Annotated in this window: 6 protein-coding genes and 1 pseudogene; 5 read left to right on the forward strand and 2 right to left on the reverse strand. The window is 65.2% G+C overall.

Going from position 1 to position 8,000, the window contains the following annotated elements:
• Positions 1 to 286, forward strand: a pseudogene (locus RMQ73_RS03735) (RNA degradosome polyphosphate kinase); the annotation flags it as partial.
• On the forward strand, positions 283 to 1,809 hold the full coding sequence (locus RMQ73_RS03740; protein ID WP_310496685.1) for a Ppx/GppA family phosphatase: 1,527 nt from the start codon (positions 283 to 285) through the stop codon (positions 1,807 to 1,809). The pseudogene RMQ73_RS03735 and the gene RMQ73_RS03740, both read left to right, overlap by 4 nt.
• 3 nt (positions 1,810 to 1,812) lie before the next feature.
• On the opposite strand, the gene rnd is transcribed toward RMQ73_RS03740, so the two are convergent.
• On the reverse strand, positions 1,813 to 2,982 hold the full coding sequence (rnd, locus tag RMQ73_RS03745; RefSeq protein WP_310496686.1) for a ribonuclease D: 1,170 nt from the start codon (positions 2,980 to 2,982) through the stop codon (positions 1,813 to 1,815).
• A 136-nt stretch (positions 2,983 to 3,118) separates the two neighbouring features.
• Between rnd and aspS the strand changes: the two genes are divergently transcribed.
• The 3 genes from aspS (at position 3,119) to RMQ73_RS03760 (ending at position 6,510) form a co-directional block, all read left to right on the forward strand.
• Positions 3,119 to 4,900 (forward strand): aspartate--tRNA ligase, encoded by a 1,782-nt coding sequence (aspS, locus tag RMQ73_RS03750; RefSeq protein WP_310496690.1) that lies wholly within the window; start codon positions 3,119 to 3,121, stop codon positions 4,898 to 4,900.
• Positions 4,901 to 4,932: 32 nt separating this feature from the next.
• Entirely contained in the window at positions 4,933 to 5,730 is a 798-nt protein-coding gene (locus RMQ73_RS03755; RefSeq protein ID WP_310496687.1) for a polyphosphate kinase, read from the forward strand.
• A gap of 84 nt (positions 5,731 to 5,814) precedes the next feature.
• Complete coding sequence (locus tag RMQ73_RS03760) at positions 5,815 to 6,510, forward strand: hypothetical protein (protein ID WP_310496688.1); 696 nt, start codon at positions 5,815 to 5,817, stop codon at positions 6,508 to 6,510.
• Positions 6,511 to 6,515: 5 nt separating this feature from the next.
• On the opposite strand, the gene RMQ73_RS03765 is transcribed toward RMQ73_RS03760, so the two are convergent.
• Positions 6,516 to 8,000, reverse strand: a 1,485-nt coding sequence (locus tag RMQ73_RS03765) for a lytic transglycosylase domain-containing protein (RefSeq protein WP_310496689.1), incomplete at its 5' end; no start/stop codon positions are given.

An 8,000-nucleotide genomic window follows, 5' to 3' on the forward strand; every position in this document is an offset into this window, starting at 1 on the left:
CGAGATCATGGTGCCCGTCGAAAACCCCACCGTTCATGCCCAGATCCTCGACCAGGTGATGGTCGCCAACCTCAAGGACAATGCCCAGAGTTGGACGCTGGATTCCGATGGCCGCTATCTTCGGCAGGTGCGCGGGCAGGAGCCGGAATTCAACCTGCATCGTTACTTCATGACCAACCCCTCGCTGTCGGGGCGCGGCCAGATGAAGGACCAGGTGCCGGTGCTGCTGCTGCCCGACGAAGAAGATGACCTGACCGAGGCGTCGGACGCGGCAGGTCTGGCATGACCACCGTGCTGCGGGTGCTGGACCCGGCAATATCGGACGAGGTGCCGGTGCTGTCACCCAGCGGCATGCACGCCATCATCGATATCGGCAGCAATTCGGTGCGACTGGTGGTGTATCAGGGGCTGACGCGCATTCCGGCGACCGTCTTCAATGAAAAGGTCATGGCAGGGCTTGGGCGCGGGCTGGCCGCCAATGGCAAATTGTCGAAGGGCGCGATGGACGTGGCGGTGGCGGCGCTCAGGCGTTTTGCCGCGCTGGCCCGCGCCATGGGCATCGTCGATGTCCGCACCGTGGCCACCGCAGCCGTGCGTGAGGCATCCAACGGCGCCGATTTCATCGCGCGTGTTTTTGCCGAATGCAATCTGGCGATCACCGTCATCGATGGCGACGCCGAGGCGCGCGGCGCGGCCATGGGCGTGCTGTCCGGCATTCCTGACGCTGATGGGGTCATTGGCGATCTGGGCGGCGGCAGCCTTGAACTGGTGCGCGTGCGCGGCGGCGAGATGCTTGAGCGGATTTCGCTGCCTATCGGCTCGTTGCGGCTGGACGCCGTGCGCAAGCGCGACCGGCGGGCGCTATCGCCGTTCATTGCCAAGGCACTGGACAAGGTCGGCTGGGCCGAGGCCGGTCGCGGGCTGCCATTCTATATGGTCGGCGGCTCGTGGCGGGCGCTGGCGCAGGTGCATATCTGGATGACGGGGCACCCGCTGCCTATTGTCCACCAATATGAAATGCCGGCGTCAGCGACGGTCAAGCTGGTGCGCAGCCTGTCGCAGTTCGATCCCGAAACTCTCAAGGGCGTGCCGCACCTGTCCACCTCGCGGTTGGGGTCGCTGCCGGGCGCCGCGCTGCTGCTGGCGTCGGTCGTCAAGCGGCTGGGCGCATCCAGCGTCATCGCATCGGGTTTCGGCCTGCGCGAAGGGCTGTTGTTTGCTGAACTGTCCGAGGCGGAGCGCAGTATCGACCCGCTGATTGCGGCGGCGCGCAGCGAAGGATCGCGGCAGGGGCGGTTTGCCGAACATGGCGACATGCTGTTCGAATGGATGGATGGGCTGTTCGCGGGCGAATCCCCCTCCGACCGGCGGCTGCGGCTGGCGGCGTGCTTGCTGTCCGACATCGCATGGCGCGCTCACCCGGATTTCCGGCCCGAACGCGGCGTCGATGTGGCGCTGCACGGCAATTGGGTTGCCGTGACGGCGGCGGAGCGCGCGGCGCTGGCTTGTGCCCTGCACCACACATTTGGCGGCGCTGAAAATGCGCCCTTGATGGCGACGCTGCTGCTGCTGGCGCCGGCGTCGTTGCTGGCCCGCGCGCGGGCCTGGGGGCTGGCGCTGCGGCTGGGCCAACGGTTAAGCGGCGGCACCGCGGTGGGCCTGGTGGCAACGCGGCTGCTGCGGGCGGACGATGCGCTGGTGCTGTCGTTGGGCAGCGCACACGCCGATTTGGCCGGCGAGACGGTCATGCGGCGGTTGAAGGTGCTGGGCGCGGCACTGGGCCTGCCGCATCAGGTCAGGATGGCTTGAGGGCTATTCGTCCGCAATCCGCGACATCGTCAGCTTGCTGTCCTTGACGGCAAAGCCCAGCCGGCCTTCGACCAGTGCCAGCGCATCGGCGCCGAACACTTCTCGGCGCCAGCCTGACAGCATATCGAGGCCTTCGCGCACGCCGGCGGCCAGCGCATCCAGATCATCGCCGCGCACGATCAGGCGCGGCGCCACGCCGGTTTCCTTGGCGCGGATTTTCAGCAGCAGCTTGAGCAAGTCCGCGATCAGTGCGCCTTCGCTCGACAGGCCGGGGCGCTGCGGCTCGCGGGCCGGCATGTCGTCGGGATGGAGCGGTTCGGCGCCCTCCAGCACGGCCATCAGCCGCCCGCCGATGGCGTTGTTTGCCCATGCGGCCGAAAGCCCGCGCACCTTGGCTAGCTCCGCCTGGCTGCGCGGCGGCGAGCCGGCCAGATCACCCAGGGTTTCGTCCTTGACGATGCGGCCGCGCGGCACATCCTTGTCCTGCGCCTCGCGTTCCCGCCATGCCGCAATAGCCTTCAGCCGCCCCAATACTTCGGCCTTGCGGCTGGGCAGGCGCAGCCGTGTCCAGGCCTTTTCCGGGTCGTTGGCATAGGTGGCCGGGTCGGATGCCCGCGCCATTTCCTCGTCCAGCCAGGCGCCCCGGCCCGTGCGACGCAGTTTTTCGACCATCTTGGGGAAAATGCGTGCCAGATGCGTGACATCGCCGATGGCATAATCGATCTGCCTGTCGTTCAGCGGCCGCCGCGACCAGTCTGTGAAACGCGCACCCTTGTCGATCTGGATATTGGCATAGGCGGCCACAAGATTGGTGTAGCCGATCTGTTCGCCAAGCCCCAAGGCCATGGCGGCAATCTGCGTGTCGAACAGTGGTTGCGGTGTCTTGCCGGTCAGGTTGTAGATGATTTCCAGGTCCTGGCCGCCGGCGTGGAAAACCTTGAGCACGTCCTCCTCGACCAGCAGACGCAGCAGCGGCGCCAGATCAAGGCCGGGTGCCTTGGGGTCGATGGCCGCTGCTTCGTTCTCGCAGGCGACCTGAACCAGGCACAATTCCGGGTAATAGGTCGATTCGCGCATGAACTCGGTGTCGACCGTGACAAAATCAGCGGAGCGCCAGCGGTCGCAAAGTGCGGTGAGGGTTGCGGTATCAGTGACCAACGGGTGGATGAGCATGGCGCCGCTTACAGCATCATCGCGCCTTGACAAAGGGGCGATTGCCGTGTGTCACGCGGCGCTTCTTGACTGATGCAAAGCTGCATCTGCCCGGCGAGGGCAGGGCGGCAGGGACCACATTGGAAAACCGATGACGATGCACGCCTATCGCACCCACAACTGCGGCGCCCTGCGGGCCGCCGACGCTGGCCAAACCGTCCGCCTGTCGGGCTGGGTTCACCGCAAGCGCGACCATGGCGGCGTGCTGTTCATCGATTTGCGCGATCATTTCGGTTTGACCCAGATTGTCGTCGGGCCAGCGTCGCCGGCGTTCGAAACGCTCGACAAGGCAAGGCTCGAATCGGTGGTAACGGTAACGGGCGATGTCGTGGCGCGTGAAGGCGGCGCGGTGAACGCCAATCTGCCGACCGGCGACATCGAAGTGCGCGCCGCCGCCGTGTCGGTGCAATCGGCAGCCACCGAATTGCCGATGCCGGTGGCCGGCGATGCGGAATACCCCGAGGAAATCCGCCTCAAATACCGCTATCTCGATTTGCGCCGCGAACGCCTGCACGCCAACATCATGCTGCGGTCGGGCGTCATTGCTTCGCTGCGCCAGCGCATGATCGGCCAGGGGTTCACCGAATTCCAAACGCCGATCCTGACCGCCAGCAGCCCCGAGGGCGCGCGCGATTATCTGGTGCCCAGCCGTGTGCATCCTGGCAAATTCTATGCGCTGCCGCAGGCGCCGCAGATGTTCAAGCAGCTGTTGATGGTTGCCGGCTTTGACCGGTACTTCCAGATCGCACCGTGCTTCCGCGACGAAGATGCGCGCGCTGACCGCTCGCCCGGCGAGTTTTACCAGCTCGATTTCGAAATGAGCTTTGTCACGCAAGACGATGTTTTTGCAGCCATCGAGCCTGTGCTGGCCGGCGTGTTCGAGGAATTCGCGGGTTTTGGTGGCCGCAAGCCATGGGCCGTGACGAAAGGCGCCTTCCCGCGTATCGCCTATGCCGATGCCATGCTGAAATATGGCAGCGACAAGCCCGATCTGCGCAACCCGCTGGTCATCCAGGACGTGTCGCAGCATTTCCACGGCTCGGGCTTTGGCCTGTTCGCCAAGCTGGTCGAGGCCGGCAATGTCGTGCGCGCCATCCCGTCGCCGGGCACTGCCGAAAAGAGCCGCAAGTTCTTCGACGACATGAACGAATGGGCACGCAGCGAAGGTCATGCCGGGCTGGGATATGTCACCCGCAAGGGCGGCGAATTCGGCGGGCCGGTTGCCAAGAACCACGGTGAGGCCGGCATGCTGGCGATCTATGAGCAGCTCGGTCTTGGCCCGGATGACGGCTGTTTCTTTGCCGCCGGCAAGCCCGGCCAAGCCGCCAAGCTGGCCGGGCAGGCGCGCACCCGCGTCGGGCAGGAACTGGGCCTGATCGAAAGCGGCGTGTTCAAATTCTGCTGGATCGTCGATTTCCCGATGTTCGAATACGACGAGGACGCCAAGAAGATCGATTTCAGCCACAACCCGTTCAGCATGCCGCAGGGCGAGCTTGCGGCGCTGGAAACGCAGGATCCACTGACCATTCTGGCGTATCAATATGACATCGTGTGCAACGGCGTCGAGCTTTCGTCGGGCGCCATCCGCAACCATCGCCCGGAAATCATGTACAAGGCGTTTGAAATCGCCGGCTACACACAGGCGCAGGTCGACGAGAATTTCTCGGGCATGATCAACGCCTTCAAGTTCGGTGCGCCGCCGCATGGCGGGTCCGCGCCGGGCGTCGACCGCATGGTCATGCTGATCGCCGACGAGCCGAACCTGCGCGAAGTTGTGGTGTTCCCGATGAATCAAAAGGCCGAAGACCTGATGATGAACGCGCCAGCCTCGGCAACGCCGAAGCAGCTCAGGGAACTGCATCTGCGCATCGTGGATTAGGTCGTGAACTCATGATTGGCTAGGCTGACCCCATGACACGCATAAACCTGACCGACTATGAGGCCGATGCCGACATGCCGCGCGAGGCATATGAGGCGCGGCTGATCGAACTCCAGCACCGGCTCGAACTGATCCAGTCGGCGTATATCAGCCAGAATCTCAAGGGCATCATCGCCATCGAGGGCTGGGATGCGTCGGGCAAGGGCGGGCTGATCACGCGGATGATGGAGCCGCTCGACCCGCGTTATACCAAGGTCTGGTCGATCGGCGCGCCGTCGAAACCCGAGGCTGACCATCATTACCTGTGGCGGTTCTGGCAGCGGCTGCCCGGTGCGCGCGAAATCGCGGTGTTTGATCGCACCTGGTATGGCCGGGTGCTCGTGGAGCGGGTTGACGGTTTTGTCGCCAAAGACCGCTGGCAGGCCGCCTATGACGAAATCAACGCCTTTGAGGCGCTGCAGATTGCCGATGGCGCGCGCATCGTGAAGCTGTTCTTGCATGTCACCCAGGCAGAACAAGACAAAAGACTTGAAGAACGCATCAAAACACCATGGAAACGTTGGAAAACTGGGACGGAAGATTACCACAACCGGTCACAGCGCAAAGCCTATCTGGAGGCTTATCACGACATGTTTGCGCGGTGCTCCGGGCCTGGCGCGCCTTGGCATGTCGTGGCCGCCAATGACAAGAAGACCGCGCGGATAGCGGCACTGGAAGCGGTTTGCGCGCATCTGGCCCAAGGTGTTGATCTGACATTTCCACCGGCTGATCCGGCGCTGGTGAAGATCGCCGAGCAGGCTCTGGGCAAGTCGCTCGACATCAAGGCCTGATGCGGTCTTGCCGATCCGGGCGGCGGCAGCTATCGCACCTTGCCAATGGTGCCCCCCGCCTTTCTGCCAGACATTCTTCGCGACATGCCGCGCGCACGCCGGCGCGCGGCGTCCATACTGGTCGTGCTGCTGGTCCACGTCCTGCTGGCACTGCTTGTCCTGCTGATTTCGCCGCCGCTGTTGCCGGGCAAGGGGACGTTCGCGACTGAATTGCGGCAATGGCAGGCCGAAGCCGCGCCCAAGGAAAAGACGCGGACCAAGCCCAAGAAGGTGCAGCAGAAGCCGCAAAAATCACCAACCCCGATCACGCCGGTCACGCCGCCGCCAGAAACCAATGATTTTGTGTTCGGCGACCCGGCGCTCAGGGGTTTCAACCTCAAGCAGTTGCCGGCCCAGCCGCCGCAACAGGCACAGGCGCCGGCCGAAACCGAAACCGCCAGCGCCGATGATACGCCGGGGGAACCGGGGGCGGCGCCCGATGGCAGCACGCTGTATGCCGCCGCTTGGCAGCGCGAACCGACCAATGCCGAACTGTCCTATTATCTGCCGCGCGGCGCACCCGATGGCGCCTGGGCGCTCATCATGTGCAAGACGGCGCCGCGCTTCAAGGTGGAGGATTGCCGGTTTGTCGGCGAATCGCCGCCCGGATCACGGTTGGCGCAGGGCGTGCTCAATGCCGCCTGGCAGTTTCGCGTGATGCCGCCGCGCGTCAACCGCAAGTCGCTCGTTGGCAGCTGGGTGCGGATCCGCATCGATTTCTCGCGGGCGCCGGCGGAATAGCGGCTTCAGGGCAGCGGGCCCGGAAAGGTCAGTGGCAGCGGGGCGGAGGGCGCCAGATAGGTCATGACCGGGTTGGCACTGCCGAAAGTGGCGGTTTGCGGCATCAACCGGTCATACACCACGGCATTTTCGATGACGCGCTGCACATAGGTGCGGGTTTCGGAAAATGGGATGCTTTCGATCCAGTCGATGGCATCGACGCTGGCGTCGCGCGGATCGCCGATGGTGGCCATGATGCGCCGGGCGTTGCCGGGGCCGGCGTTGTAGGCGGCGATCGCCAACGGCCAATTGCCGCCAAAACTGGTGCGCAGCCGATTGAAATAGGCGCTGCCCAGCGTGACGTTGAAAATGGGATCGCTGGTGAGCCCTCCGGCGCTGAAGGGCAGGCCGAGCTTGCCGGCCTGTTCGGCTGCGGTCGAGGGCAGCAATTGCATCAGGCCGACGGCACCGGCGCTGGAACGGGCGCGGGGGTCGAACTGGCTTTCCTGCCGGGTGATGGCATGGATGAGGGTTGTGCGGTCGCTGAGCGATGATGGCAGGGCGAGGCGCGGGAAAGCGGCACCGAGCAGCGCCAGTTCACCGCCGCTGCGGGCGGCCTTGCCGGCATAGACCCCGGCATCGGGGCGCGAAATGCGCCCGCCAAGGGCCGCGAGCATGGCAAGACGCTGTGTATTATCAGTGGTTTCTGCCAGTTGTTTGAGAAATACTGTCTGCAAGCCATGGGCGCCTATCTCGCCGAGTGCGGCGGCGGCGCGCACCCGGCTTTCGCTGCGAAAACTGTCGAATGCCGATGGTGCCGGGGTTGGCGACGCCGCAGCGTTCAGCACAAGCGCCTGGCCGATCTGGGCGGCGGCAAGCTGGCCATAGAAATAATCGGGATGGGTAGCGGCTGCGGTGAAAAAGACTCGGGCGGCGGCCGGTTGATTCAGCGCCAGCGCGGCGCGGCCGGACCAATAATCGGCGCGGGCCTGGCTGACCGGCGTGGTGACGGCGGCCCGCAAGTTGCGGAAATGGCGCAGTGCTGTTTCGGCGCGGCCGAGTTTGCGCAGGGCAATCCAGCCGGCCAGAAATTCGGTGTCACTGTAAAGCAGGCGTTCGGACAGTGGCCGGGCAGGCATGGCGGCCGCCGCGCGCACCTGATGGCTGGCGAGGATCTTCCACGCTGTTTCATGCGCGCCGCTGCGCCAGGCCGCGCGGGCAATTTCCAGCCGCAACGTCAGCCAGCGGTCCGCATCGCTGACCATGCCGGCATCCAGGTCATCGGTGACCAGCATGGCCTGCGCCTCGGACAGGCGCCCGGCGCGGCGCAGCCAGCCGGCACGGTCGAAGATCAGGCCGGGATCGCGCTGCAACGCCGGGGTCACCACCGCCAGCCGGGCCGCGACATCGGCAGGCGCGCCGCCGCGCCGCAAGGCGATGCGGGTCAGCGCCAGCAAGCGGTGATCGGTGTCGATGCGCGCCAGCATGCGCCCGGCCGCCGTCGTCTGGTC

Source organism: Sandarakinorhabdus sp. (genome assembly GCF_031430775.1).
Taxonomy (GTDB): Bacteria; Pseudomonadota; Alphaproteobacteria; order Sphingomonadales; family Sphingomonadaceae; genus Sandarakinorhabdus.

Bases quoted from the DNA above. Each gene is read 5' to 3' on its own strand.
- RMQ73_RS03740 (WP_310496685.1), top strand. From the start codon at position 283: ATGACCACCGTGCTGCGGGTGCTGGACCCGGCAATATCGGACGAGGTG.
- rnd (WP_310496686.1), bottom strand. From the start codon at position 2,982: ATGCTCATCCACCCGTTGGTCACTGATACCGCAACCCTCACCGCACTT.
- aspS (WP_310496690.1), top strand. From the start codon at position 3,119: ATGCACGCCTATCGCACCCACAACTGCGGCGCCCTGCGGGCCGCCGAC.
- RMQ73_RS03755 (WP_310496687.1), top strand. From the start codon at position 4,933: ATGACACGCATAAACCTGACCGACTATGAGGCCGATGCCGACATGCCG.
- RMQ73_RS03760 (WP_310496688.1), top strand. From the start codon at position 5,815: ATGCCGCGCGCACGCCGGCGCGCGGCGTCCATACTGGTCGTGCTGCTG.